Source organism: Nitrospira sp. (genome assembly GCA_024998565.1).
In the GTDB taxonomy this organism is placed as follows: domain Bacteria; phylum Nitrospirota; class Nitrospiria; order Nitrospirales; family Nitrospiraceae; genus Nitrospira_A.
Genome location: JACOEM010000002.1, coordinates 41,896 through 68,223 on the forward strand (window position 1 = coordinate 41,896; position 26,328 = coordinate 68,223).

22 protein-coding genes are annotated in these 26,328 nt (G+C 58.4%); 14 read left to right on the forward strand and 8 right to left on the reverse strand.

Translation table 11 applies throughout. The features are described from left to right. Positions 1–138 precede the first annotated feature (138 nt). The 7 genes from H8K11_03975 to H8K11_04005 all read left to right on the forward strand — a co-directional run bounded on the left by H8K11_03975 (position 139) and on the right by H8K11_04005 (position 6,438). Entirely contained in the window at positions 139–384 is a 246-nt protein-coding gene (locus H8K11_03975; GenBank protein MCS6262892.1) for a hypothetical protein, read from the forward strand. A gap of 128 nt (positions 385–512) precedes the next feature. Further along, on the forward strand, positions 513–1,241 hold the full coding sequence (locus tag H8K11_03980; protein MCS6262893.1) for a hypothetical protein: 729 nt from the start codon (positions 513–515) through the stop codon (positions 1,239–1,241). Between the two features lie 275 nt (positions 1,242–1,516). Next, positions 1,517–1,816: an RNA-binding protein gene (locus H8K11_03985; protein MCS6262894.1), complete on the forward strand. Its 300-nt coding sequence runs from the start codon at positions 1,517–1,519 to the stop codon at positions 1,814–1,816. A 148-nt stretch (positions 1,817–1,964) separates the two neighbouring features. Beyond that, positions 1,965–3,317: a DEAD/DEAH box helicase gene (locus tag H8K11_03990; GenBank protein MCS6262895.1), complete on the forward strand. Its 1,353-nt coding sequence runs from the start codon at positions 1,965–1,967 to the stop codon at positions 3,315–3,317. Between the two features lie 56 nt (positions 3,318–3,373). Continuing rightward, positions 3,374–3,907 (forward strand): peptidylprolyl isomerase, encoded by a 534-nt coding sequence (locus H8K11_03995; GenBank protein ID MCS6262896.1) that lies wholly within the window; start codon positions 3,374–3,376, stop codon positions 3,905–3,907. 260 nt (positions 3,908–4,167) lie between these two features. After that, positions 4,168–5,433: a 6-phosphofructokinase gene (locus H8K11_04000; protein MCS6262897.1), complete on the forward strand. Its 1,266-nt coding sequence runs from the start codon at positions 4,168–4,170 to the stop codon at positions 5,431–5,433. A 51-nt stretch (positions 5,434–5,484) separates the two neighbouring features. Then, a complete protein-coding gene (locus H8K11_04005; GenBank protein MCS6262898.1) occupies positions 5,485–6,438 on the forward strand; it encodes a hypothetical protein in 954 nt (317 codons plus the stop codon). 82 nt (positions 6,439–6,520) lie between these two features. Here H8K11_04005 and H8K11_04010 read toward each other — a convergent pair whose 3' ends face one another. After that, the gene (locus H8K11_04010; protein MCS6262899.1) at positions 6,521–8,269 is read right to left on the reverse strand and encodes a tetratricopeptide repeat protein; all 1,749 of its coding nucleotides are present in this window, start codon (positions 8,267–8,269) and stop codon (positions 6,521–6,523) included. 302 nt (positions 8,270–8,571) lie between these two features. Next, positions 8,572–10,134, reverse strand: a complete 1,563-nt coding sequence (locus H8K11_04015; GenBank protein MCS6262900.1) for an AAA family ATPase — start codon at positions 10,132–10,134, stop codon at positions 8,572–8,574. A gap of 226 nt (positions 10,135–10,360) precedes the next feature. On the opposite strand from H8K11_04015, the gene H8K11_04020 reads away from it, so the two are divergent. Further along, positions 10,361–11,371 carry an RDD family protein gene (locus tag H8K11_04020; protein ID MCS6262901.1) on the forward strand — a complete coding sequence of 337 codons (1,011 nt, stop codon included), beginning with the start codon at positions 10,361–10,363 and terminating at the stop codon, positions 11,369–11,371. Positions 11,372–11,484: 113 nt separating this feature from the next. Here the strand turns inward: H8K11_04020 and H8K11_04025 are convergent, their stop codons facing one another. The 3 genes from H8K11_04025 to H8K11_04035 all read right to left on the reverse strand — a co-directional run bounded on the left by H8K11_04025 (position 11,485) and on the right by H8K11_04035 (position 13,070). Next, positions 11,485–11,901, reverse strand: a complete 417-nt coding sequence (locus H8K11_04025; GenBank protein ID MCS6262902.1) for a putative toxin-antitoxin system toxin component, PIN family — start codon at positions 11,899–11,901, stop codon at positions 11,485–11,487. Next, positions 11,898–12,140 carry an AbrB/MazE/SpoVT family DNA-binding domain-containing protein gene (locus H8K11_04030; protein MCS6262903.1) on the reverse strand — a complete coding sequence of 81 codons (243 nt, stop codon included), beginning with the start codon at positions 12,138–12,140 and terminating at the stop codon, positions 11,898–11,900. The genes H8K11_04025 and H8K11_04030 overlap by 4 nt, the downstream gene beginning before the upstream one ends. A 69-nt stretch (positions 12,141–12,209) precedes the next feature. After that, complete coding sequence (locus tag H8K11_04035) at positions 12,210–13,070, reverse strand: DnaJ domain-containing protein (GenBank protein ID MCS6262904.1); 861 nt, start codon at positions 13,068–13,070, stop codon at positions 12,210–12,212. Between the two features lie 198 nt (positions 13,071–13,268). Here H8K11_04035 and galE point away from each other — a divergent pair, with 198 nt between their 5' ends. The 3 genes from galE to H8K11_04050 all read left to right on the forward strand — a co-directional run bounded on the left by galE (position 13,269) and on the right by H8K11_04050 (position 17,306). Beyond that, on the forward strand, positions 13,269–14,288 hold the full coding sequence (galE, locus tag H8K11_04040; protein ID MCS6262905.1) for a UDP-glucose 4-epimerase GalE: 1,020 nt from the start codon (positions 13,269–13,271) through the stop codon (positions 14,286–14,288). 107 nt (positions 14,289–14,395) lie between these two features. Next, positions 14,396–15,601 (forward strand): hypothetical protein, encoded by a 1,206-nt coding sequence (locus tag H8K11_04045; GenBank protein MCS6262906.1) that lies wholly within the window; start codon positions 14,396–14,398, stop codon positions 15,599–15,601. A gap of 631 nt (positions 15,602–16,232) precedes the next feature. Next, positions 16,233–17,306, forward strand: coding sequence for a family 20 glycosylhydrolase (locus tag H8K11_04050; protein MCS6262907.1), 1,074 nt, complete (start codon positions 16,233–16,235; stop codon positions 17,304–17,306). Positions 17,307–17,379: 73 nt separating this feature from the next. Here the strand turns inward: H8K11_04050 and H8K11_04055 are convergent, their stop codons facing one another. Next, positions 17,380–18,087: a carbonic anhydrase gene (locus H8K11_04055; GenBank protein MCS6262908.1), complete on the reverse strand. Its 708-nt coding sequence runs from the start codon at positions 18,085–18,087 to the stop codon at positions 17,380–17,382. A 256-nt stretch (positions 18,088–18,343) separates the two neighbouring features. Between H8K11_04055 and ychF the strand changes: the two genes are divergently transcribed. From ychF to trmL, 3 genes are all read left to right on the forward strand, one after another. Continuing rightward, entirely contained in the window at positions 18,344–19,435 is a 1,092-nt protein-coding gene (gene ychF / locus H8K11_04060) for a redox-regulated ATPase YchF (GenBank protein ID MCS6262909.1), read from the forward strand. A gap of 58 nt (positions 19,436–19,493) precedes the next feature. Further along, on the forward strand, positions 19,494–19,949 hold the full coding sequence (locus H8K11_04065) for a bacterioferritin (GenBank protein ID MCS6262910.1): 456 nt from the start codon (positions 19,494–19,496) through the stop codon (positions 19,947–19,949). 128 nt (positions 19,950–20,077) lie between these two features. After that, positions 20,078–20,542 (forward strand): tRNA (uridine(34)/cytosine(34)/5-carboxymethylaminomethyluridine(34)-2'-O)-methyltransferase TrmL, encoded by a 465-nt coding sequence (gene trmL / locus H8K11_04070; protein MCS6262911.1) that lies wholly within the window; start codon positions 20,078–20,080, stop codon positions 20,540–20,542. A gap of 69 nt (positions 20,543–20,611) precedes the next feature. Here trmL and H8K11_04075 read toward each other — a convergent pair whose 3' ends face one another. Both H8K11_04075 and H8K11_04080 read right to left on the reverse strand, forming a co-directional pair. Then, positions 20,612–21,751, reverse strand: a complete 1,140-nt coding sequence (locus H8K11_04075; GenBank protein MCS6262912.1) for a patatin-like phospholipase family protein — start codon at positions 21,749–21,751, stop codon at positions 20,612–20,614. 116 nt (positions 21,752–21,867) lie between these two features. After that, on the reverse strand, positions 21,868–26,328 hold the full coding sequence (locus H8K11_04080) for a toll/interleukin-1 receptor domain-containing protein (protein MCS6262913.1): 4,461 nt from the start codon (positions 26,326–26,328) through the stop codon (positions 21,868–21,870).

Consider the following 26,328-nt stretch of genomic DNA (forward strand, 5'->3'; position numbering starts at 1 on the left):
CGGTCGATCCCATTGCAGAGAGCCGAGGGCTCAATGTACTATCGGCCATCAGGTGAGCGTCGGACCCCTTTCTTTCAGGAGCTGATACGCTGCAGGGCGCCGGGCACAGATCGACGAGCGAGGCGAAGGGTAGGACCTATGGCAGAGCAGGGCAAAGGTCTGTACGACCATCAGTACGGACGGTTTCGCGAGAATCAAGGCACACATCAAGGCTATGAATTTCAGCACGGGCCTGTCGGGAGCGTGCCTCCCCCCGTGGTGACCTTCATGGATAAGATAAAGTGGTGGACGTTGCGCGGCTGGCGACGAAAAAAGATCCTGGCTGAACGCGATCGATTTCAGCAGGACATCATCCGGATCAAGCAGACCCAGTCGAAATCATAAGATCCGCTCGAAGGAGGAGTGCTCCCGTGCAATATGGAAACGAGCTGATAAGGCAGATACAGACCCCACGTGATAGTGAGTCGCTTCCTGTGGCGCATTTCAGGACTATCAGGAGATATGTCGGTGTCATGGTGCTGACCATGATGTCGGTGAGCGGGGTGGAATCGGTGTTGGCGGTGCCGAAGGAAACGTCTACGGAAAAGGCGGAGCATTTGCGGCAACAGGCGAGTCCCCAGCTCTTCAACAACTGGACGTTCGATACGGATCAGGCGGGAGGGGTTCCAAAGGGATTTCTCGCCGTGGCTTCGGGCGATCAACCAGGCGGGGAGTGGAAAGTGGAGCCGCAATCGGCGGCGCCTTCCTCGCCCAATGTGGTGCTGGGGGCGTCTTCTTGTCCCGCCTGTGTCGAGTTGTTGGTCGCGCAAGGATTTCAGTATGAATATCCTGAGCTGGTCGTCCGGATTCGCCAGGGAGCCGAGGCCGCGTCCGGGCAGATCGGAGTGGTATTCGGCCTGAAAGACCCGAAGAATTATTATGCGACGGTCGTGGATATCTCCCAGAAGTCTATAGAGGTGGTGCGGGTGATCGAAGGCAAAGAGTCGATTTTGGGCCGGGCGGCGATTAAGTCGAAGCCGGTTGAGTGGCATACGCTTCGGGTTCAACGGAACACCATCATCAGCAAAGATTTCGTGGAAACCTTCTTCGACGGGAGCCTGGCGCTTTCTGTTGAGGATCAAACACTTGGCGTCGGACAGGTGGGGATTTTGGTGAGAGGGCAGGCGTCTGCGCGATTCGATAATTTCAATGCCTCGCCACTGTATTCCAGCCGTCCCTTGTCGGCTCCGGCTGCCTACTAGGCCTGGTGCCGGTGGTCCGGTTCGACCGGAGACGATTTCACGCTTGCCTTTCCTATTTCGGTAGGATACAGTGAAGGTGCTTCATTGCGAAGGGCCTTGGCGGTGAAGTAGAAGTAGAATTACAGGGCTCGCATTCGATGTTGTTTTGGGTTCTTCCCGGGAATTTCGGAAGCCAGAGCTAAGATTGCCGCTGTGTTTGCATCTTCGCCCCATTCCTTCCTCGTTTCTTTCTCGAGTCCCAGACAACACCATTTTATTCTCAAAGGAGGAACCCAATGGGTTCGAAGATCTACGTTGGCGGCTTGCCATATTCAACCACCGAGCAACAGCTGAGTGACCTGTTTGCGGTGCACGGGGCGGTGACGTCGGCGCGCATCATTACGGACAAGTTCACCGGCCAGTCACGGGGTTTCGGCTTCGTCGAAATGTCGGGAGATTCCGAGGCGCAGGCGGCGATCAACGCGTTGAACGGGACACAGTTCGGGGGCCGCACGTTGACTGTGAATGAAGCCCGCCCGCAGGAGCCCCGCTCCGGTGGTGGCGGAGGACGTGGAATGGGCGGGGGCCGGCACTAAGCTGCGCTCGTTTCGCTATACCTATTCAGGGGCTGCCGACAGGGTAGCCCCTGCGTTTTTCTTACCGTGTTGTCCTCTCTCTGGTCTGCAGGGCCATCAGCTTATCTGCCCCTGTTTTCCCAAGATAGAGATTTAGGAGTGTCGTTGCATGGTGTCGTTTGCCGAATTGTCTCTTACATCGTTTCTCGCTGACCGTTTACAACAGGCTGGGTTTACCGCGCCGACTCCCATTCAGAGCGCGGCGATTCCGCTCGCGCTAGAGGGGCGCGATCTACTGGCCCAGGCCAAGACCGGCAGCGGGAAAACGCTGGCCTTTCTCATTCCCTTGATCGAACGGGCCGTCAAGGAAGGCTGGAAGCCTGCCGGTCATGCCCCCGCGTCGCATGCCGGATCCGCCAGATCGCCGCGGGCACTCGTGCTCGCGCCGACCCGTGAGCTGGCCCTTCAAATTGAAATGGAATTGCGCAAGTATGCGCCGCCGTCAGTCACGTCGCTGGCTGTGTACGGCGGTGTCCCCATCGAACGGCACTACCGTGCATTGCGCCAACCGCCGATGATCGTGATTGGAACGCCGGGGCGTTTGTTGGACGTGGCGGGGACCCGCCATCTGGACTTGCGCGGCATCGAATATGTGGTCATGGATGAAGCGGATCAAATGCTGGACCGCGGATTCCTGCGCGACATTCAGCGTATTCTGCAATTGCTTCCCAGCCAACGGCAGACCATGCTGTTTTCTGCGACCTTTTCGCCGGAGATTTTGACTCTAGCGGAATCGATGTTGAAGAATCCCGCTCGGACTGCGGTGGATCCCGGGGTGAATACGCCCACCACGATCACGCACGCGTACTACGTGGTGCCGAGTGAATCTTCCCGAGTGCAGTTGATTCACACGCTGCTCCAATCTCCGGAGTCCGGCGATCAGTCGATGGTGTTTTGCGATCAGAAGTACAAGGTGAAGCGATTAGCTGCCCGTCTGGGCGGCGAGCCGGCCTCGGTCGGGGCCATCACCGGAAATCATTCGCAGGCCCAGCGGGAACGAACCCTCACGGCGTTCCGGTCGGGTCGGTTGCGCACACTGGTTGCGACCGATGTCGCCGCTCGCGGCTTGGATGTGCCGTCCGTCTCGCAGGTCATTCACTACGAGCTGCCCGGGAACCCGACGTCGTATGTGCATCGCACCGGCCGAACGGGTCGGGCGGAACGATCCGGCGCGACGCTCTTGATTCTTTCTCCGCAAGAAGAGCATGAATACCTGGCGATGGTGCGCCGTTTGCGAATCCAAACGAAGCGCCTGACGCTGCCTGCACTGGCGGTATTGCCGCCTCCTGCGCATGAGCCTGAGTCGAACGGCCAGGCCAGGCATGATGGGCGGGGGCGTGATGCCCGACCGCGCCGTGCCGGAGATCGCCAAAACTCCATGCCTCAGGATGCGAGAGGCGGGCAGGGCCGTCGAGGTTGGCGTGCGGATCGTCCCGCCGCGCCGCGCCGGGGCAACAGTTGAAGAACCGCATGGCTCGGCAGGGATTGCCGGACCGGCATGATTAGGAGGATGTGTCGATGAAAGTTGGACGGAGTCTGTTGCTGGGCATGCTCCTGGCCGTCGGTGGTCAATTCCTTGGCGAAGTAGCCCATGCCCAAAGCGATCTTGCCATTGCCGACGGGGTGAAAGTGTCGTTGGAGTACATTCTGACGCTTCCAGACAAGTCCGTCGCCGATTCGAATGTCGGGCAGGAGCCGATTGTCTTTGTGCAGGGGGCGCATGAAATCGTCCCAGGCCTGGAAAAGGCTCTCGATGGCATGAAGGCCGGACAGAAACGGCGCATCGAGGTGGCGGCGCAGGACGCCTACGGTCCCTACAACAACAAGCTACGCCAGAGCGTGGACAAAGAGAAGCTTCCCAAGGACGTCAAGGTCGGAGACATTTTGCAGGCGTCGGATAACCGGCTGGTGAAGGTCCTCGAAGTGAATGACAAGAAGGTGTTGATCGATCTCAACCATCCATTGGCTGGAAAGACGCTCACCTTCGATGTGAATGTCCTCAAGGTCGAAAAGGGCGATGCCGCGGACGCCCCTGCAAGTAAGACCCCCTAAACGTTCTCTCTTCACCAGAGCGGCGGGGCAGCCGGCTTGAAGCCGGCTGTGCTCCCGCCGCTCTGTGCTTGAATCCTCGTCGCCGGCTCTCAAACCCCATCGATTGTTCTGTCGCTCAGTCGGGGCGTGTCCCGGTTCTTGACGCGTTCTCCGTCTCCGTGTAGGGTCCTGGCACGAGACGTTTCAGAATGGTGTGAGCTGACGAGCGATTGAGTAGGGGCAAGGCAACCCTTCCACGGCTTAGAGGAGATCCAGCGCAGATGGGAACCATTAAGCAACGACCGGTGGTGGCGATTCTGGTGGGTGGTGGTCCGGCACCCGGCATTAATAGTGTCATCGGGGCCGCGACGATTCGAAGCATCCTTGGCGGGTGCGACGTGATCGGCATTCAAGACGGCTTCAAATGGATCATGGATGGCCAGACCAGCAAGGTGAAGCGCCTGTCGATCGAAGATATCAGCCGGATTCACTTCAGCGGCGGCTCCTGCCTCGGCACGGCGCGCGCGAACCCCACTCAGAAAATCGAGCATCTTGATGCCTGCCTGACGAGTCTGAACGCACTCGGCGTGACTCGATTGATCACGATCGGAGGTGACGATACCGCGTTCTCCGCGCTGAAGTTGGAACAGCGGGCCGCCGGTCGCCTCCAGGTCGTGCATGTGCCGAAGACCATCGATAACGATCTGGACCTGCCGCACGGCATTCCGACGTTCGGATTCCAGACGGCGCGTCACATCGGCGTTGAACTCGTGAAGAGTTTGATGGTGGATGCGGAGACGACTTCACGCTGGTATTTCGTGGTGACGATGGGGCGCAAGGCCGGGCATCTGGCACTCGGGATCGGGAAGGCGGCCGGTGCCACGTTGACGGTGATTCCTGAGGAGTTTCGACAGAAACCTCTTCGTCTGAAAACGCTGGTCGATGTCCTGGTCGGCGCGTTTATTAAGCGGCTCAATGCCGGACGATCAGACGGCGTGGCGGTCCTGGCTGAAGGCCTCGTGGAAAGCCTCGCTCAACAAGATCTCGAGGGGCTGCAGGATGTGGAGCGGGACCAGCACGGACATGTGCGGCTGGCGGAGATCAACTTCGGCTTCGTGCTCAAGCGGGCGGTGGAGAAGGAACTGCGTTCTTTCGGCATTAAGACCACCATCGTCGAGAAGAACATCGGGTATGAGCTTCGCTGCGCCGATCCCATTTCGTTCGATATGGAATATACCCGCGATCTCGGTTATTGCGCGGCCCAGTTTCTCCTGGATGGCGGGAATGCCGCCATGGTGTCGATTCAAAACGGCCGCTTCATTCCCATTCCGTTCGGCGACATTCTGGACCCGGCGACCGGCCGTACCAGGGTGCGTATGGTGGATGTGGAATCTGAGTCGTACGTCATTGCAAGGCGGTACATGATTCGATTGGCTCCGGATGATTTCAATCAGCCTCAGGGGCTCGTCCGTTTGGCCACCACGGCCGGTCTGGCCGTAGATGACTTCCGGAAGCGGTTTGAATATCTGATGGGCAAGGATCTGTGAGAAAGGGGCGAGGGATTCGATCTCGCCCCATCGGCTGTGACGTAGGGCATCATGACGAATGAAACGACACCGGATACAGAAATTGCGCTCGCCTGCGGGAATCAGCGTGCGCTGGTCTCACCCTGGGGGGCGGCGTTACGCCGGTACTACCTGCGTGAAAGCGACGGCAGCGAAACCGACATTGTCTGGGGCTATGCAGGCGGCGCGCACAAAAAAGGCGGACAGGGAGATGTCCTCATTCCCTTTCCCGGGCGCGTGGCGGAGGGGCGCTACTCCTTTGATGGGCAGCCGTTGCAGCTTGAACGGAACGACAAAGAAGGTCCGAACGCGATCCATGGATTTGTCCGGACCCTGCCGTGGAGCACGCAGCAGGCCGATTCGGAGAGCGTCGCGTTTGAGGTCCAGCTGGAAGCTGCCAACTATGCCTCCAGAGGCTATCCGTTCTCGCTCGCCGTTCGTGTTGTGTATCGGTTAGACAGGCAGGGATTGGCCTGCTCGTTCGTCGTACACAATGTAGGGCGTGAAGCTGCGCCGGTTGGCGTGGGTTTTCATCCCTATTTCACGGTCGGGACTGCGCTGGTGGATGAAGCGGACGTCCGGATCCCTGCTTCCGGGTACCTTGAGTTCAATGACCGGCTCGCGCCGACCGGCAAGGTTCTGGATGTGAAGGGTACCAAGTGGGATTTTCGCGAGGGTCGCCGGGTCGGCAAGCTCCGCTTCAATCACTGCTATGTCGGGTTGGAGCGTGATACGGATGGGATGGCGACGGCCACACTGCAGCACCAGGGGAGTGGCCGCAGGATCGAGGTAGTGATGGATCGTTCGTTTTCCGCGATCGTAGCCTACACCGGCGATGCGATCGTTGATGCGCCGCGCCACGCGCTGGCGATTGAGCCGATGACCTGCGCAACCGATGCCTTCAATCATCCCGAGTGGGGGTTGAAGCGACTGCAGCCCGATGAAACCTTCACCGGACGGTACCTCGTCACACATTGCCTTCTGTAAGGCTTCTTGTTCGGTGTGGGTTGTGCGTTCCCGTTACCCGTCATACGCGATCGGCGATGTGCTCTAGCCCGCGCAGACTCCGTTACGACGGCTTCGTCGATTCAACGATACGGAATCGCACTTCATCTACCTGGGTGTAAGCCGAGGTTTGCTCCCCTGCGAATAACCCGCATCGGTAAAGTCCCGTCGTCCAGCCGGTGGAGGGACGGGACAGGACGAAGTAGCCGGATTGGTCGTTGGTGGACATGATGAGCTGATCCTGTGCCACCGCGGGCTGCGCGCCGGTCAGTTCCGCGCGCTCTTTGAAACAGCGCGCTGCGAGTGGAATTTCATCGTACGACGCCGTCACCAATCCGAACACCAGGTAAATGTCCGGCTGAGTAGCGGGAAAGCTGATCCCGGGGTCCAGGGGAATGAAGTCGTGGGCGCCGGTAGGCGAATCGTCCCGCATAACTTTCTTGGCGGGGATGACGAATCGAAACCAGGCAAAATCGGCATCCCGCCCGACCAGGGAGGCCGCCGTATCCAGAGTGTTCTGCGGCTTCAGGTTCTCCATGGCCTTCGCGGCGAGTTCTGCTTCCGGGGGCACGACCGGTGCCGCCGGTGTGCCCGGGGCGGCGTCCTCCGTTTCGATTTCCTTGGCCAGTTCGGGGACATGCGGACGGATCTTGTCCAACCATCGCAGCAGCTTATTTTTATCCAGCAGTCTGGTTCCGATCGGAAGTTCGACCTCCCTCGTCGACTGTTCAAATGCCACGGTCGTGTCGTAGAGGATCTTGAATTGAATGTACGCGTCTTCCCATTTTCCCAGATCCACCAGGCATTGACCCAGGCGATAGACGGTCGCCGCATAGTCTTCATCGAGGGGATCGAGGCCCTCCATTTTCGGGATGATGCTGATCGCCTCTTTGCACCGGCCCAGGTTCATGAAGATCAGTCCGAGGTGCTGCTTGGCGAGGGGGTCCATCGGATTGAGAAGCAGGAGTTGCCGATACATGGGTTCGGCTTCCTGATAGCGCCCGGCCTCGAAGAGCGCGTAGGCGTCGTGACGAATCATCGACCAGTCTTTGAGTTGTTTCGGGTTTGCGTCCGGGCTCATCATGGGTGTAAAGCGGCGGCCTCGCTCCGTCGATCCGTAAAACACGGTCAGTAGATTCTTGGCGGACAGCTCCAGCGGGGAACCGGGAGAGACCTGTTGCAACACAGATTGCACCTCGCGATCCGCGCCTTCGTAATCCAAAACATCAAAGCGCGCGCGTGCCATGGCCAATCGCCAGTTGAGCATGTCGGGTCCCAGCGCCACCGCCTGCTGATAGGACTTCAGGGACTCCTCCAGCCGGTCGAGTTTCCGGAGCTCACGCGCCAGTCGCAAATGGATCAAGGGGTTTTGAGGATCGATGGCGGCAATGCGCTGCAATTCAGTGACCGCTTCTTCCACCTGCCCGGACCGCACCAGCACACTCCACTTCGCCCAACGCACGTCCAAAGCTTTGGGAATACTCGCCAGGACGGTTTCATAGGACTGAAGGGCCGCTTCGGTGTGACGTGAGGTGGCCAGCATGTCGCCACGGAGTTGGTGCAGCGCGAACGCTTGCGGGTTCTCATGAATGCCTTGGTCCAGAATGCCGAGAGCCAGGTCTGTCGTCCCCTGCTCCCACGCGGCTTTCGCGCGTTGGGCGACCTGGCTTTCCGAGTGGGGCCCCTGGTCGTTCGCCATGGCCCCGGAGGCGTGTGTCAGCGTGACGGGCAGGAGGAGAAATCCAATGAGACAATAGGTCAGTGGGATGAACGGCTGCGGCGTGCGAACGGGCGAACATGTATGGATCATCATGAGGTAAGTCTCTGGTTGAGGTACACAAGTCCCTTCCCTGGTCAGGCGCAACACGGGGCGCAGCAAGATACCCCCCAGGCCTGCTGTATTCGATTAGAGGCATCCTGAGGGAGAAGGATTCGTCGCCCTCAGCGGTTCCAGGCGTCACGGATCATCTTACTGTACGATGGCCCGGCTCTGCGAGGTGCTCGACCGATCCGGCTGAGGGCGTGGAGTGAGGCCCATCCGGTCGGGGGAGTCCCGGTCAGCCGGTGAATGGGGTCCCCGAAGCGGTTGGCTCGATGGAGCGGAATCGAATCCGCTTACCGCACGTTGACGAAGCGGCCGTGAGCCATGGTGCGAAGCTTGTCGATGTCTTCGTGGCGAGTGACCGAGAGCGGCACGGTGCCGGATAATTCTTGAATCAAGAGCTCGGTCGTCAGCGGGGTTTTGTAATGTAAGGCCCGGTAGAGTGCGGCGACCACCGCCTGCTCGATTTCCGAGCCGCTGAACCCGTCACTGGCACTGACGACTTTCTCGAGGTCGAATCCCGCGCTGTCCTGTTTGCGGAGCGCAAGGTGGATCTTCCAGATGGCGGTCCGTTCGTGGTCGTCCGGCAAGTCCACGAAGAAGATTTCGTCGAACCGTCCTTTGCGTAGCAGTTCCGGCGGGAGGGACGCAAGGTTGTTTGCCGTGGCGACGACGAACACCTCCTGCTTCTTTTCCTGCAGCCAGGTGAGAAAGGCGCCGAAGAGCCGGCGGCTCAATCCGGCGTCGGCATCTCCGCTCCCGCCGCCGGCCACCATGGCCTTCTCTATTTCATCGATCCAGAGCACAATCGGCGAGAGGGATTCGGCCAACTCGATCGCCTTCCTGAAATTCTTCTCCGATTCGCCGACGAATTTGTCGAAAAGCCGCCCCGCATCGAGTTTGAGCAATGGGAGCTGCCACTCGCGCGCAATGGCTTTTGCCGCGAGTGACTTGCCGCAGCCCGGCACCCCCACCAGCATGATGCCGCGCGGCGGCGTCAGGTTGAGCGCCTTGGCTTCTGCCGTGAATCCTACCTTCGCCCGTTCCAGCCAGGATTTCAGATTCACGAATCCGCCCAATTCGAACCGGTTGTCTTCGAGGGGATAATATTCCAACAACCCGCCGTCCTTGATCGCCTGGACCTTGCGTTTCAGGATGGTCTGTACGTCGGCAGCAGACAGTCTGCCGTCTTCGACGAGGCATTGCGTAATGACCTGCCGGGCTTGATGCAACGTCAATCCCTGCAGGGCACGGAGGATGGCGTCGGATTCCTGTGTCGAGGGGGTTGCCTGCGTCGGTTTGGAGTCGGCGAGCGAGTGAAGCATGCTCTGCACCACGGTGGTGGAGCCGGGGCGGCGTGGCGACGTTCTCGTACCGAGTGACTGCAGCACACTGTGGAGCATGGACTGCAGTTCAGCGCGATCCGGCAGCTGCAGGTCGAGCCGGACCGCAATCTGTTCAATGTCGGACGGAAGGACGATGGGATGGCCGGTGAGCACACAGGTCGTACGAGATCGGCCGAAGTGATGACTCACTTCCCGCAGCTGGCGGGCCACGGCGGCATCCTGCAGGTGTGGCGCAAGATCTTTGAGCCAGAACAGGGCTTCTACGGTCAGTCCGTTGAGGTGTTGAAGGACCGCCAGAGGGGTGGCCGTCATCTTATTGATGCTCTGCCCCTCGTCCTGCCTGGTGAGGCCCCTGGTAATCGACCATTCGAACAGCGGCATGCGTTCCTGCGCCGCCACGGATTGAAGCAACGCCAGCACCCGCTCTTCTTCCACCGTCTCGATGACGATCAGGGGGTGGCAGGAGCGAATCAGTGTGCGGAGATCGTGCACGCTCGTCGAGAGTGACATAGGAGTGAAATGCTAGCACGAGGGTTTCACCCCACCAAGCAAAGGGGCGATTGTGACGGGGACGGGAGCACGAGAGCAGGGACAGGAGCTGATGGCCGATAGCTGATGATAAGTAGTGGGAAAGAAACTGGTGAGTGTGTATTCGTAATGTGCGGATCAAATTGACAGGTGATTCCAGTGAGGCAACAATCGCCTGACAAAAAAAATTCTTTAGAAGAGAATTGGCATGACATCAGCTCTGGCAAATCCCTGCGACAACGAAGAAGTGCTGGCACCTCAGATCGCTACATTCTGGCGGCGGATTGGAGCCTCTGTAGCGGACGCACTCCTGCTTGGAGCGATTGGAGCTTGTCTTGGTTTCCTGTGGTTCGATCAGTTGGCGGCACTCGGACGAACGGGTCGATTCATTGGAGGTGCCATTGCATTGGTGTATTTCGGCACGTTGAACAGCCAAATTGGACAGGGGCAGACTCTCGGCAAACGTCTCCTGAAGATCCAAGTCACAGATGCTAAGGGCGCGCTGATTAGCCTACCGCGGTCAGCTTTCCGTGCGACGATCTTATTGTTGCCAGTAGCGCTCAATGGAATGCCCGTGCCTGCGGGGGAACATGAGCAACTTTGGGGCATTGCGCTCAGTATCTTGATTTTTGGTGTCAGTGTGGCAGGCGTGTATCTCTACTGCTGTAATCGACGAACAAGACAATCCATTCACGACTTAGCGGTCGGAACATTTGTGAGGAATGCGGAGAATACTTCAGAGATTCATGAAGAGATTTGGAATCCCCATTTTGCAATTGCTGGAGGGCTTTGTCTTGCAGTGCTTGGAGTAGTGTTGATGCCTTACACTTCTGAGCAGCCTGAGTTCATGAAACAGTTGGTTGAGGTACGACGGGTGGTTCAGTCTGCAGTGCCGGATGCCGATGTTTCCGTGCAGGGGGGCACAACCAAGGCCAGCGCATCAACGATTGGGCAGACCGCTACTTCAAGGATTGTTATCGGCGTGTCCATGTGGGTAAAACCAGAAAATTTCGAGATAGTTGCGGATCAAATTGCCATGGCGATGTTCAAGTCTTTGTCCGGCGTTCGTGATGTTGGGCAGGTGTCGATAGTGATTTCCTATGGCTACGACATCATGATCTCACATGTACGAACAACAAAGGCGTTCGTGCATTCTCCTGGGGAATGGTTGAAGCGACTTAGGATCGACGAGCCAACGAGTGCCGCGCCGCAAGTATAATCGTCGATGGCTAATGACGATGGTGTCGAGTGGGATAGGAACTTCGAGGATCGGCGCTTCTTCCGAGCAACAAGCTATATTCCATCGGTTCTTCACTCCGGCTACCAGTCCAATCAGGATCTCCGTTTAAGTTGTTGAAGGCAGGCAGTGACGGAGAGGATGTCGACCGATTCGACGTGATGAAGGTTGAGGAGATCGTCGTCGCCGCTCACGAGCCATCGGACGCCGACCGCCACCGCGCAGGCAATGAACTTGGCATCGTCCGGGTCGCGTAAGTCGGGAATGTTCGTTGGGACCGCAGTCACCGTTTCAATGAAGGGGATCAGCTCTTCTTCCAGTAGCCCTCGTATTTCGGTATTCGTCAGCATGAATTTTGGATAGGCGAGGACGCGGATATATTCGTCGAGGATAGGAGCGGATACGACAGGGCGAAGCCGGCCGGATTGCCAGGCAGAAATAAGTCGTGATGGGGGCCCAGAGAATAACAATGCCGAGACGACGACATTCGTGTCGAGAACGGCTCGGATCACCGGCGGCGACGTCCTCTCGCCCAGGCAATGGCGCGATCCACGTCTTTCATCTCAATCCCGAGCTCTTTGATTTTCTGGCGAACCGCTGTGAGGCGCGAGCCCGGTTCTGCCATGGTTACCGGCTTCAGTATCAGGACTCCGCCCTTGGCCGTGACATCAAAATAGTCGGTTTCAGGAATCTCCTGCAACGCCTTCTTGGGCAATGTCACCTGATTCTTCGATGTTTTCTTTGTCAACATGGGGGACCCTCACTACAAAGTAAGGATATCTTACATCCTGGTATCCTGGCAAGGAGGCTCTTCTTCCTCCTAGACGTCATTCTCCGTGAGGCAGCGACCGAGTCCCTGCTGTTCGGCGAGGTGATAGGCATAGTGCAGGGCCGCCAGGTTCGCAACCCGTTCTTCAGCTTCGTCGCGACTCTCTGAATAGATGATCTGCAGTCCGAATCTGGCCGTCAGGGAATCCAGAAAGTCCACGAGGCCGTTTCGGTGATACTGGCCGAGCCGCCCTCCGCCGCGGTTGTACTGGATGGTCCCTTCGATCAGCAGAAAGCGATGGGGAAAAGCGCGGAGAGGTTCGAGCTCACGGAGAAAGCGCGGGCGATTGTCGGACGGGTTGGAGAAGATGGTGTCGAACTCCTCTACGCGACGGCGTTCTACGCAGAAAATAGCCGGGGCTTCCGCAATCGCATAGTCACCGGCCGGCAGCGTCTGTGTGATCGTTCCGGCGATGCGCACGAGTCCCTTGAATTCGTAGGGCTGCTGTTCGCGGCTGTCGACCAGCATATGGATGGCCGGCACCATGATTTTGGGATGACTGAACCGGGTGACGTTCAGCATCGTTTGCGGCCCGCGCAGTTCCTGGCGCGGTCGCGGAGCGGCTTGCGGGCGGGGTGCCGGTGAGGGGCGTGGAGGTGGTGTTGGCGATGAGGGATGTTGTCTGCCGGCGTCGTACCGGGCACGGGCTGCCGGGTCGCTGAGGGTCTGATAGGCCTGGTTGATCAGCTGCGTGCGGGCCTCGGCTTTCCGATGCAGGGTCGGCGAATGCACGAAGCGATCGGGATGCCAGACCTGCATATGTTCATGCCAGGCTCGCTTGATCTCCGCGTCTGATGCGCCGGGAGAGAGTTCCAGGATGGCGTAGTAATTCGTGGTCCGTTCGTCCCGCATATGGTGTCCTAATCAATGTGATGAAGTGTAGCGGAGTGCGACAGGGGAGTGCTAGCCCGGATGATCGAGGCCGGCATGAGTCGGTGAATGAATTCAGCGCGCGCAATGCGGGTTCGTCATTGTGGGAAACTTGTCCGCGGTGTATCGTAGGTCAGGGCCAGGTTATTCCTGCTGTACATTCCATCGGAGGCGATGCTCATGATTCTGGTTACCGGCGGTGCCGGCTATATCGGTTCACACACCTGTGTGGAACTGCTCAACGCCGGCTGTGCGGTCACGGTTTTTGACAATTTTTCCAACAGCCATCCTGAAGCGTTGGCTCGTGTGGAGCGGATTACCGGAAAATCTCTTCGCGTGATACGCGGCGATTGCCGGGATCGCGCGGCCCTGGTAGCGGCCTTGCGTGAAACCGGGGCGACGGCAGTCATTCATTTTGCCGGTCTGAAGGCGGTGGGGGAGTCGGTGCAGCAGCCCATGGCCTACTATGACAACAATGTCGTCGGGTCATTGCGACTCTTGGAAGCCATGCGGGAGTGCGGTGTGCAGCGGCTGGTGTTCAGCTCCTCTGCCACAGTCTACGGCGATCCGCAACGGCTCCCGCTTACGGAGGACCATCCGTTGTCGGCTACGAATCCCTACGGCAGAACGAAGCTCATGGTTGAGGAGATCCTGCGCGATCTCCAGCAGAGTGATGCCTCCTGGCGAATCTGCATTCTCCGCTATTTTAATCCTGTCGGGGCGCATGCCAGCGGACTGATCGGAGAGGATCCTCAGGGGACGCCGAACAATCTCCTGCCGTTCGTGGCGCAGGTGGCGGTGGGCCGGCGGGAATGTTTGAACGTGTGGGGTAACGATTATTCGACGCCGGACGGCACCGGAGTGCGAGATTATATTCATGTGGTGGACCTGGCACTGGGCCACCTCAAGGCGCTGGAAACGCTCGATCGGCTGGAACGCCCGGGAGAATGTTTGACGGTGAATCTCGGGACGGGGAACGGATACAGCGTGTTGGAGATCGTGCGGGCGTTTGAAGCCGCAAGTGGAAAGCCGGTTCCTTACAAAGTCGCTCCCCGTAGGCCCGGCGACGTGGCGTCCTGTTATGCCGATCCCAAGTACGCCTTGCACTCCTTAGGGTGGCGGGCCGCTCGCGGATTGAATGAGATGTGTGCCGATGCCTGGCGTTGGCAACGCACGAATCCAAAAGGGTATGCGGGCTGAGTGCCCAACGGTCTCTGCCCGGTGAAGTGGATGATCTTCGGATGAAAGCGATCGACCCACAGAGCGAAACAGCGTCCTCTGTTCGGGGCGTGAGAATACTGCGTCAGATGGCCCGTTTCATCGGATCGGGCCACCTCATCATCCTGTCCCGGTTTGCGTCATGGGCAATCGGTGTGGGGACTCTCGCTGGCGCGCTGTTCTTCGTGCCGGTGACGCAGGCAAATCATCAAGGACATAGCAGTCACACCGATGGCGATAGTCCTGTCACGGCGGGAGCGGGGTACTCGATTCCGGGCGCCTCCTTTCAGATTTTCTTGGCACAAGGAAGCGATTCTGAAGAAGGGATCGGGTTGACTCAGGCAGACAGGAGCGCCGCGGTAGAAACGGTGAGAGAGGCGTTGGCCGTCCTCTTGCAGCATCGGGCCGATTATCCGCGTGTGGATGAAAGCTTGAAGAAAGAGGCGCTGGCCAGGGTCGTAATTGAGACGACCGTGGTGAACGACGAAGGCAAAGCCTTTCCGTTCCTGGTCACCCGAACCAAAGAGCCAGGGCGAGTCATCCTGCTGGTCAGCGCCTCCATGCTGAAGGAGCAGGGCTATCTGCATCACCCGAATAGGCTGGCTCCGGTGCTCGCGAGAGAATTTCAATGGGTGGCCAGCAAGGCGGACACCGCGCCGAAACCTAAAACGGTATCAGGTGAACGAATGTTGAAGGCGGCGCCGATCCGCCCGGACCAGGACATTGCCGCCTTGCCGGGGGAGGAGCGGGTACGTATCCTCCAGCAACTGTTCGACACCTACTTGCGAACGCTGGATGATCAGAGAAGCCTCGCCGGCCAGTCTTACTATGAAGTCGGCAGCACTGCACTGGTCGCGCCGACTCATCCGGATTCGACGACCAAGCTCTACGAGATTCGTATTCGTGAGGCCTTGCTGCACATCGTCCGGGAACCGTTTTTCTGGGAACGTACGCCGAAGGCAGTCAGAAGCCTGCTGAATGGGAAGGTGTGGAATGTCGCGTTCGTAAAAATCGATCAACGGGATTGGGCCACTCGGACCAGGGTACTCCCCGAGGAGAAGGCGGTCATAGTAGGAGCGCACGAGCAACGCGTTCAACCGGCCGCAATTTTGGTGAATACCTACCGAACGGCCGCGACAGACGACCCGTTTTACCCGTATACGCAGGGGTTGCCTATGGGCTCACTCTCGGCAGACCAGCTGGCGCGCGTGATCGCCTTGGAGATTCAGCACAATATTCAGGAGAAGTCGATGACGGGCCACGTGGCGCAGGATGAATTGACGGCCCCCAAATAGGGATGGAGTGAAACGAGTGATTGAGTATCGTACCGTAATCGACTGGCCCAGCGTCTCATTGCTTCCGCTTGACCCATCGCTCCCGCTTGTCGCACCACGCCCGCTCTGTCCATCCCAAGCGTCCCATCCTACTGCAACGAATCTTCCTGTCTGACCGGTTTGGGGCGGCCTGGTCGGCGCGAATCGATCAATAAGTAGGATGTACTGGCATGCATACGTAGTGCAAAATTGCATATGCGTAGTGGTTTGTTCTACGTATGGGGCAGCCGCAGTATTTTTGCGCATATTCCAGAGAGCTTTTCTTGACCTCCGTGAAGTCTGCGTGTAGGTTTCCCCCCTGATTTTTGTGAGAGTGCGTTGCGGGATCGTCATGTACCGGCCACGCGCGGTGTGGACGAAGCCCTGTCGCCCCTGCCTGGCTCAACGTATTATCCGGACGGCATCGCGCGACGTTGACCGGTCTGTGTCTTGCGGGATCAGGTCCGCATGGCACCGCTCCTACGCAACATGCATTGCGGCTGTGTCACCATGGGCAGGTCCGGACCCTCAACCTCGAAGTGAAACTTCGACGTATGACGGGGCGCCGCCCGGGCTGGCCAAGACGGATCTGCTGCTCAATTGAGGAGGAAAAATGTCCCGTTTTGTGTCTGCGCTGTGCGGGGCAGTGCTTGCGCTTCTGGCCGTTCTGCCGGGGAATGCGGCGACAGCACCGTCATCGGGCTCAAGTCGGGAGCCGATGCGGATCATGCACTTCGTCCTGACCGGGACAGTCCCGCTCGAGCGTGCGCGCGAGTATGTGAAGCAGGCTCAGGCGGCCGGTTTCACAGCGATGCAGGTGGTGCTCACCGATGGCGTGCGGCTCGATCATGCCCCGTGGAAACCCGTGAAGGGCGCGTGGACCAAAGCCGAGTTTCTCTCCTGGGCCGCCTATGCGCGTGCGCATGGATTGGACGTGATTCCCGAGGTCAAACTCCTGACACATCAGGAGCAGTTCTTTCAGAAGCATTATCCCGGTTTGATGTTCAATGCCGTGTCCTACGATCCGCGCAAGGAAGGGGTCTATCAGGCTGTGTTTCAGCTGCTCGACGAACTCATCGACGCCCTGCATCCCCGGGCGATCCATATCGGCCACGACGAAGCATTCGGATGGACGGTGGGCCAGGTGGCGAAATGGCTGAAGTTCGGTGAGGTCATGGTCCCGGCGGATCTCTTTGCCCGGGATGTCGAACGCATTCACGGTTACCTGACTCAAAAGGGAGTGGAGACCTGGATGTGGGCCGACATGCTGCTCGATCCGGGGGAGTTCCCCGGCGCCTCGTCCAAGCATCTGCATGGGATGGCGGCCGGGTATGGGAAAGTTCTTCGCAATCGGCTTCCACGGGATATCGTAATGTGTGACTGGCACTACGGCGACGAGCAGGGGAGTTTTCCCTCGATGGCCGTGATGCAGAGCGAAGGGTTTCGCGTCATCGGCGCCACCTGGAAACGGGAGGAGACCATGCGCAATTTCAGCCGCTATGCATTGTCCCGGCACGCCTATGGTTTGATGGCGACGACTTGGTTCCACGTGCAACGGAACGACCGGGACTTGGTCGACTGGATCATTCACTCGTCCGGTTTGTTGTTCCGCAATCCCGATGCGGCGGTGCCGCCGAGACCTGCTTCGGCTGCCTCGCCGGAGGGACATGGCTGGATGTCCCCATAACGGCGGAAGCGCTTGCGCTTGAATGGGATCGTCAGGGCCCGGCGAGAGGAGAACGCCTTCCGGTTCCGCTGTGTCATGGCAAGTCAGACTGGAGGCTGATCTGTTTCGGCTGCCCTGCCTTGGCCAACTGCACATTCACGGTTACGACTCCCTCATTGAGATTACGATAGGGGTAGGCTGGAGTGATGAGAGGGAGGGCGTCGGCTTGTTCTTGCGTGGTCACGAGGGTGAGCGCCGGGACATACCGGCCTGACGCGACTTTGACCCCGATCAGCTTCGCACCCGGTTCGACCACCACGCGGTCGCCGAGTTCGGTGCGAAACACCAGGGCCTGCATACCCACAAACGTATCGTCTCCGATCCTGGCCGGCCCGTGTATTTGCGACTGATGCGCCAAAGAGACGCGTTTCCCGATATAAACCGAGTAGCTTTTCCCCCCGACCTGCACTTCATTCTCCGGCAACTCATGGTCTCCTTCGAACGTCTCCAACCCATGGATGACGACCCCGTCCTGCACGTTACTGTGATCCCCCAGATAAATGTTCTGTCCTTCATCGGCCCGGACCGAGGCGCCCGGCGCGATGAAGATCAGTTCGCCGACGGTGACGGATCCGATCACTGCTGCCAGGGGATGAATGCGTGCTGATGCGGCAATCGTCGGCACAGTCACGTGAGGATTGAAGGCGGTGGGAACGTTGGGGGCCACCCAGCCGACCAGCGCGATGCCGAGGAGGAGCAGGTTCAGGCTCAGGCTGGCGGAGAGGGCGATGGAGCGAGTCATGAAGCATTCTCCGAGTGAATGGGGAGCGCCCACCGTTCGATCCGGGCGCGGGTTTGCCTCGGTTACCTTTCGGCGGTTGGGGACTCAAACTTAAGGTCGAGGCCTAGGCCGGCCTCGCCGGAATGAGAAGCGGGAGTGGACCGGACCGGCCTGGAACACGTAGAATGCGCCTCCGCGGTGCTCACCCCCTCCGGTCGTGAGGGCGTTGGAACCGGCGGGGCCGAACTAACAGTGTGATGACTAGGAAGGGATCGTCATGAGCGTGAAATGTGGAATCGTCGGGTTGCCGAACGTGGGCAAATCCACCCTGTTCAATGCGCTGACCAAGTCGGGGATCGCAGCGGAGAACTATCCGTTCTGCACCATCGAACCGAATATCGGCATCGTGGAAGTGCCGGATGCACGGATGCAGGCGCTGGCCGATATCGTCAAGCCGCAGCGGATGCAGTATGCGACGACCGAATTCGTGGATATCGCGGGTCTGGTGGCCGGCGCGTCGAAAGGTGAAGGCCTGGGGAACCAGTTTTTGGCCAATATTCGCGAGACCGACGGAATTGTGAACGTCGTGCGCTGTTTTGAAGATGACAACGTTGTCCACGTGGCAGGGAAGGTCGATCCGATTTCCGACATTGCGACCATCGTGACGGAACTCGCGCTCGCCGACCTCACGACGGTGGAGAAGGCGCAGGAGCGGAACGTGAAGCTCGTTCGTTCCGGCGACAAAGACGCCGCGAAACTGGGGGAATTGCTGGTGCAGGTGGCCGCCTGTTTGAACGAAGGCAAGCCGGCCCGCACCCTGAAACTCGACCCGGCGCAGCGCGCCTTGTTGAAGCCCTTGTGCCTGCTGACGATGAAACCTGTGATGTATGTGGCCAACGTGGCTGAAAAGGGATTTGCCGATAATCCGCTGCTGACGCGGGTGGAAGAATATGCTGCGCAGGAAGGGGCGCCGGTGGTGGCGATTTGCGCGGCCCTGGAATCTGAAATTGCGGTGCTCTCCGATGAGGAAAAACAGGAATTCCTCGTCGATATCGGGATGAAGGAGCCGGGCCTGAATCGTCTGATTCGCGCGGCCTATCAGCTGCTGGGATTGCAAACCTACTTTACCGCCGGCGTGAAAGAAGTTCGCGCCTGGACGATTCACATCGGCGATACCGCACCCCAGGCCGCCGGCGTGATTCACGGCGACTTCGAGAAAGGCTTCATTCGCGCCGAGGTGATCGGCTACAACGACTTCATCGCCTGCAAAGGCGAAGCGGGGGCGAAGGAAAAAGGGAAGATGCGACTGGAAGGGAAGGAGTACGTGGTGCAGGACGGCGACGTGATGCACTTCCGTTTCAACGTCTAGCGGCCACTCAGGTACCCTGTTACAGGGCGGCGGTTTGTCGCCTGATCGGAGATCTCTGATGAACGAACAAGACACACAGCGAGCCGTAGCGATTCTCAACAGAATTATGGAACATGAGTTGGCCGGCGTAGTTCGGTACACGCACTACGCGCTGATGGTCTACGGGTACAACCGTATCCCGATTGTGTCCTGGCTGAAGGGCAATGCGGATGAGAGTCTGGCCCATGCCCACAAAGCCGGTGAGCTGGTGACTCTATTGGGCGGCCATCCTTCGTTGAAGATCGGTACCCTGCTCGAAACGGAGAAGCATGATGTGGGGGATATTCTGCGGGAGAGTCTGGAGCACGAGAAAGCCGCCGTTGCCTCATATTACGAATTGCTGAAACTGAGTGAGGGCAAGTCCGTGTTGTTGGAAGAGTATGCCCGTGAGATGATCGTCGGGGAAGAACTGCATCTGGACGAAGTGAATAAGATGCTCCGCAAGTCGGGCGATGTGCAGGCCTTCAAGTCCTAACTATTCACGCTGCCTGACGGCACAGGCCTGGTCCGGAGTTCCGGACCAGGTTTTCGTCATGATCCACTACGCCGATTGCTGCTGCGCATTGAAGCCGGCCACTCACCGTCACCCATGACCCTGCCTTCATGTTTAACGTGATTCTGTACCAGCCGGAAATTCCTCCGAACACGGGGAACATCATCCGTCTCTGCGCCAACACCGGTGCCTCGTTGCATCTGGTCAAGCCGTTGGGCTTTACGCTGGAAGACAAACAGTTGCTGCGAGCCGGACTGGATTATCACGAATTCGCCTCGATCACGGTGCACGAGGGGTGGGCCGAGTGCCTAGCACGCATGGAAGGGCGCCGAATTTTCGCCGTATCCACGAAGGGCAGACAGCGGTACGATCTGGTTCGTTACATCGAAGGCGATGCGTTTGTCTTTGGCCCGGAAAGCCGTGGATTGCCGGCGGAGATTCTTGGCAGCGTCCCTGAACAGCAGTGCCTGCGCGTACCGATGGTGCCGGGAAGCCGCAGCCTCAACCTCTCCAACTCGGTCGCGGTGGTGCTCTATGAAGCCTGGCGGCAGGTCGAATTTGGAAAGTGCCTGTAACGAAGCGAAGAGCACATAGCCTACGGCTTGTGGCTCATGGCCGATACTTGGCCAGAGAGGATTTCAAGATCACACAAATCGCGCGAAGTGTTCGAGTGTCACGCTCTTGGCGATTGCTTGCCCCACCTGCTGTAACTCGCTGATGTGCTGCACGGAATCAAGCTGCTGCACGTGTTCCGGCTTGATCCCCGAAAGGCCTAACTTCTTCAATCCTTCGAGAGTCAGCTCTGCGTTGTACCTCACGTAGGTGAACAATTTGTCGGGCCCCACTGGACCCTTCGCATTCTTCAAGTCTCCCACTTCGCGATCCAGCTCCTCGCCTGCGAGGCAACGACCAAATACCCGGCAGAGTAAGTCTTGCTCGTTCAGCGCCGCACTCATCAAGGCAGAGGGGATGGAGGTCGCGTTGTACATCACGTTCATCTCGCCCGGTTCCAGGTCAGCATTGGCCTGCGGGCTAGTACCGGTACCGATCGACACAACGAGCAGCCGGTCTTCGCCTACCGGCCACTCCATCTTATACGGGGCAATCGTCGCCATCAGAAACGCCTGGAAGGCCGGATTGTTGTACATGGTAATGCCGCCATCGACAAAGACGAATTCCTGGCTACCGACTTTCACCACCTCCGGTGGAAAATAGACCGGGGCAGCCGTGCTCGCTCGGATCAGTTGCCACAGAGGAACATCGAGATTGCAGTTATCGCGCAGGCTGCCGTCGTCGCGTCGCCGTTGGTTGTACTTCGCAAAGGGGTTATTCGAAATCGGCCAGGGTGAGTCGGTCGTGGCATTCCGCATGACCATCATCAGTACTGTTCTTAGGTTGTCGCTTCCCAGCGTGGTGTCTTTCCTAAAGACCCCTTGCAACTTCTCGGTAAGTTTCTCATCCCCATACTTGTGGCGAAAGCGTTTGATGAGGGATGCTTTCTCAAACATCTCCTTGCCGTTGTCGAGGTAGAACGTGCGGATCTCAGATACCGACATGCCGACGGAGATACAGGCCGCGATGATGGCGCCCGTACTGGTGCCGGCGACAAAATCAAAGTAGTCAGCCAGCCGAAAGTCGTCACCGCGGCCAAGCTTCCGGCGTAGCAGGTCCTCAATTGCAGCCAGCACCTCGACAGTGATCATGCCGCGAATCCCACCGCCGTCGAGAGCAAGGATTTTCTTGGGGCCGGAGGATGTCAGCTTTGCTTCCAATTTTGAGGTCATGTCGCCTCCGGGGAAGTCTCAGCGCTTCTTATAGAGTGGTTGGTGAATGCCGGTCATTGGTTTTTTTCATTCACTTAGGGTCATCCACACCCCTCATCGGCAAACAGGGTGGCTCTTCACCGAATTTCGAGTTTCGCAAGGTCTTCAATGCCCTTCAGCGCGGTCTCATCACGAGGGGAACGACGAACTGCTTCTTTATAGGCCTTCAATGCGAGGCGATACTCCACCAAGGCCTTTTCGTTCAAACTGTCAGCTTCGAATTCATCGGCGAGGTATTTTCGATACATGCCCAATTCGTTCAGATACTGAGGGTGTTTCTTATCGACATCGGCGGCCTTCTCCATGTAGGCAATGCCTATGCGAATTGCTTCTTCCCATCCGGCTTTGTCGCCGTCTCTCCGAACCATGCCCTGCCCAAAATGAGCGTTGCTAAGATCGGACAGATGCTGCGCATTTTGAGGATCTTTTTTCACAATCGTCTCTGCGGCAGCAATTTCCTGCTGCACAGAGGTTAATGCCTCTTCAAAACGCTTGCTGTTGTAATAGGATTGGCCGACTCTGCGTCTCGCCAAGCGGAGATTGTCGTCCACCGGCTGCGCATCATGCTCAGGATAGAGCAGCGTGGAGAGCGATGCCATGTCAGCCGTTACATTCCGGGCGGCGGCCGCGTCCTTGAGATTACCAAGTTTCTCTTGCGTCAGTTGAATCCAATCATTGATGTTGCGCAGGTTGTCGTATCCTTTGAAAGCGGTGGGCTTGAGGCCTATGTATTCTCGCATGGCTGCTTCCGCTGCGTTGAACTCGTGGAGGGCGGCGGCGTAGTTCTCCGCCTTAAACAGTTTGGCACCTTGGTTCACACTGGCGATATACGAATCATTGAGTTTCGTGGTTTCTTGCTCGTTGTGTTCAGAGAGCGCGCGATGGAGGTTGTTGTATTGTTCTTCCAATCGCTTTCGCTTCTGCTCAGCCAAATCGGCCCCTTTCTTATCTCCCGCTTTTTGGAGGAATTTGACTTCCTCGGTTCTGGCATTCCACAAATACCCCAAGATGATCAGATTATCTCCTTGGGCCCCTCTTTCTTTCTCAAACTGTTCAAATAGAGTGACCACTCTTTGTAGAGTGGCTTTGGCCTCTGGCCAGTTCTTAAGGTCCGCTAGCGCCCAGGCTTGGCTCAATAGCGTAGAGCCAAGCGACCACACCAAGTCCGCATCTGAACGGTCAAGAATAGTTGCGTTATAGGAACGTTCGGATTCCCGGAGTACTTCCAGGCTCTCGGCTGAGCGAGTTTCCGCTGCGAGTACCTTTGCACGAACTTGCTGGGCCCAACCGAGATCTCGTTGCCATGACACGTTGCTGGGGTTGCTCTTTGTTAACTCGCGGAGCGTGATCGTTGCCTGTAAGCTTGTGATTTCAGCTTCTCCTAGTAAAGGCATTGGTTTGCAGTTTTTGACTTTGTTCTGACGGCAGGCCACGATTCCTTCAGCGATCAGGAGTTGGACTGCGGCCTGTTCTCGTTCCCATAACCGATTGGTCGGATCTCGACGTCGCAGCTCGTCGAACTCGGCCAGAACTAGACGGTAATCTTGCAAAGCGTGCTGAGGCGTATCGCCCTTACTGTTGGCCAACAGCGCGAGTGCGGAGGCTTTTTGTATCGTGGCTGAAGTTGACCCCGGCTTCAGCATTTTCGCCTCGCTCGCCAGTCGCACAGCCCCTTCGTAGTCCTCCTTGAAGTTCAGGATGTTCGCTCGTAACAGCATGACACGACTAAGGACCTCCAGCGCTTTCGCGTCCGGATATGACTCAGCCGCGCTTGCCATCGATCTGCAGTGTCCAAACGGCACAGTCGTGATAATAGTGAGAGCTCGATCTAAATCCCTGCTTGCAAGTGTCGCCTGGCCCATGCGCCTGTTCAGTTCCCCGGACGACACCAGACTGTCGGCAAGGCTGGTGCAATCACTCACTTCAACCTCAGCGCTGGCGACCACCTGACGCCAATCCTTTACTGCAGTTGTGTAGCGCTCCAGTGCCTGAGAAACATGCCCTTGTTCTACCAAGACTTCTCCTATTCGCTCACGAGTTCGCGCGGTCTCTCGATCGCGATCAGGAGTTTCAGGACTGCCCTCGATCGCTTCTAGAGCCTGTCCAAAAAAAACAAGAGATTCCTTAGTGTTGCCGCGCATTCGCTCTAGGTCGCCGGCATTGCGCAGGGCTAGGCCTCGCATCAACGCCATCTTTGGATCTGGATCATTTGCGTACGACCGCACCTTGCGCTCCACTTGTTCAAGCATTGAGCTACGACCTACATCCCGGATTTTTTCGAGGAACTGTTCACCGAGCAGAAAACCGAGCAAGTCTTCCGCACGGTGTTGAGCCATTTGGGCATCTTTCTCGTTGGCCTGAGCCTTAGTGCGAGCACGAACGGCATCTTGTTTGGCGGCCACGGCATCTCGGTTGGAAAAATAGAAACCGACCACTGCTATCACGGCGAAAAAGAGGAGGACACCGATCACCTGGCCAAACTTTTTCAGCCTGGCCGCGTCGGCCCGTGCGCGTTGGGTGGCCCGCTGTTGTTCGGCGGCCAGGGCTTCGGCGGCGGCCTGCTTGTCTTGTGCCGCCACGAGTTCTGCTTGGCGTTGGCGCTCTGCTCCCGCCCGGCGCTGCTCCTCCCTTTGGCGGGCCGCGAGCAGAAACTCACGGACTGTCTCAAGTCGTCTTTGGTAGGTCGGTTTGGCGGCCAGGGCTTCTCCGATGTCGAGGCGCTCGCCTTCCCTCAGCCAATCCACCTTTTTCCCGTTCCGTACCCAGGCTTTGGCGTCTTGCTCCAGCCGGTCGGCCTCTTTCAGATCATCGCGCTCATTGTCCAGCCAATCAGCGAGCACCTTCCATTGACGCAGCAGGCTCTCATGAGCCACTTCTACAATTTGCTCGCCATCGCGTAAATCGCTCAGCAACAGACGTTTGTCGATCAGCGCGTGAATCAGCGGACGGCTGTCCTTCGGCAGGTCGGGCATCCGCGCGACTCGGCGCATCGGTTGCTCGTTCTCTGTATTGATGGTCGCGAGCGAAGGAATGAATGCGGCGTGCAGCAACGTCAGTTGATCGCTTCTTGTATGAGGATCGATCGAGAGAACGGATTCGGCCTCGGTTGTGATGACGTCGGCCATCCCGCCCATGTCGAGATATTCTTTGAGTTGGAGATCGCCATCGGTGCCGTAGACTCGATAGAGGCGAGCCATGGTGAGGCCGAGCAGCGGCAAGGCGTCGCCGCCTTGCGCGCAATCCTTCAGCAACTGACTCACCAGCTCCGGCTGCACGTGCAGTTGCTTCCCATTCACCAGCGCACGGGTCGCCGGGCCGGTAATGACCTCCTTGAACTGCGCGGGGGGCATGGGCCGGAGTGCGTCGAAGAGCACCGTCTTCAGACCGACGAGCTCAGGGGCGGTTTGCAGGCGTTCGTAACGGTCCGAGCGAATCGTAAAGACGACGATGATCGGCATGTGCCGTTCCGACTGATTCGTGAGCGCATTGCGCAGGACGGTGCCGATCAGGTCAAGCAATCCGTGAGTCTCCTCGGTGGCATCTGCGCTGAACAATTCTTCCGCTTGATCAACCGGCAAAATGATCGTTGGAGGTGGTGCATCATCCGGCAAGTCAATGATCCTGGCTTGCACGGCATTCCGGATGTTACGCAGCAGCGCCGAGAAGCGTTCAGGTCCTTCATTGAGCGCCGACTTGAGCTCGCCCGGGTTGACCGGCGTAATCTGTAGTCGGCGATTGGCTTTGGAAAGCGAACTGGCCAGCCCGCGTTCGCCGTTCAGTGGGTTACGCTCGGGACGGATGGCTTCCAACGGGAAGAAGTGCCGATCATCGCGGGCCAGCCGTGGGAGCAGACCGGCGCGAAGGAAGGAAGATTTGCCCGCCCCCGAGGCGCCAAGGATGACGAAGAGTCCTTGGTCACCGGCGGCGCGCATGCCGCGAAGCCTGTCGAGCCCCTGCAGGATTTCCGTATCACGTCCCAAAAACACGGCGGCGTCTTCCGCATCAAGCGGCTCAAGGCCACGGTATGGAGAGCGTGCTTCATCGGCTTTCGGTGGCCAGGGGAAGAAGTCAGCCTTCAATCCGGCACCTTGCAGTCCGGATCTGAGTCGCGTGAGCCCGTCGGCCAGAAACGCTATTCCCGCAGGTTTGCCCCGATGCGTGAATTGAATTGTTTCGGTCGTTCCCTGGCCGGTCAGATGAGAGAGTTGCCACTCGGCCGTCATCTCGGTCGGCAATTCGCCGATTGGGACGTCCTTGAGCACAATGCCAAAGATGAGTTTATGCAAGCTTTTGGCGAGCAGGAACTCGGTCAGGCACCATTTCGATTTCGCCCAGGCGGGGGAGACGACGAACAACACGGCCTCGCAGCGATCGGCGGCGCGGCGCAAGGCTTCCTGCCAACGCTCGCCTGCCGCCAGCCCGCGCAGGGGATCGATATCGAGAAAGACGTCATCCCAACCGTTGTCCATCAGCCATTGCTTGATGGCAACCGCTTCGAATTCATCGGCGCTGGAATGGCTGAGGAAAATGCGCGACAT